Raw genomic sequence first — 1,119 nt, forward strand, 5'->3', positions numbered from 1 at the left:
GCTTGGTCAGGAGTATGAAAGACCAGTGAATTATTTAATTAACCATGCGGTTAAGCAAATGAAAAATGAAATAGAGAGTGCGAAAGCATGAAATCAATAGGCACAAAAAAACCTTGCCAGACTACCAATCAATACAAGGTTTAGTTGCCATCACTTAAGGATGTAAACACATGACAAGTTTAACACTAAGTTTTAACGATGTAAATTTTTCACCAGTGGAGCAGAATGGCCAAATTTGGCTAACTGCAACCGAGTTGGCTAAAGCCCTTGGTTATGCAAAATCGGATGCAGTGACTCAGGTTTATGAGCGTAATCAGGATGAGTTTAATTCATCAATGACAACGACCCTCAATTTAAGTATCAATGATTCTGTCGAGACCCTCAATTTGAGTGTCTCGAAGAAAAGCAAAAATTTAACTAAAACGATCCGCATCTTTTCACTTCGTGGCTGCCACTTAATCGCAATGTTTTCCAAAACAGATATTGCCAAGCAATTCCGCAAATGGGTACTCGACATTCTTGATAAAGAAGTTGGAAATCCAATTGCTAAAACTCACAAAGAAGAACGCGAACCCCTAACCAATGCTGTAAATCTTCTTGTGGCTAAGACTAAACACTTAAATTACAGTGATGCATACAAACTCGTTCATCAGCGTTTCAACGTAAAACACATTGATGAGATTCCTTATGATGAAATACCAGTCGCTGTGGAATATGTTCACTACTTGATTGCTTTGTATAGTCAGACGGAAAAACAGGGCTCGTTGTTTGATAAAGATGATTATGAGTTGATACGCCAAATGACAGAGGCAATTCTTGCTCAGAATGGCGCTATGGACAATGTTTGGAAGGCTTTAGAGCTAATAGATCCATTGTTTATCAACAATTATGCCAGCTACATCTTAAAATCTAATTCATTGGCTAGAAAAGTTAGCGCTGACTTTGATTTTCGGACTAACCGTGGTCAGCCTTTGGTTGATTCATTTTGCAGAACAATTAATTTATCAACAGGTCATCGAATAGGTGTGAATCCTAAATGGTTTAATGCGCCAGCGTGGTAATTTAACAAACCTCCTTCGGGAGGTTTTTTTACTTGATAAATATGCAAAATAAGCTATA

Annotated in this window: 1 protein-coding gene; it reads left to right on the forward strand. The window is 37.7% G+C overall.

Features of this window, described 5'->3' with window-relative positions:
• The first annotated feature begins 170 nt into the window (after nucleotides 1-170).
• Nucleotides 171-1,061 (forward strand): BRO-N domain-containing protein, encoded by an 891-nt coding sequence (locus tag ACG9ZL_RS20995; protein WP_419361840.1) that lies wholly within the window; start codon nucleotides 171-173, stop codon nucleotides 1,059-1,061.
• Nucleotides 1,062-1,119 lie beyond the last annotated feature (58 nt).

The sequence above is a fragment of the Acinetobacter legionensis genome, assembly GCF_048551735.1.
Classification (GTDB): domain Bacteria; phylum Pseudomonadota; class Gammaproteobacteria; order Pseudomonadales; family Moraxellaceae; genus Acinetobacter.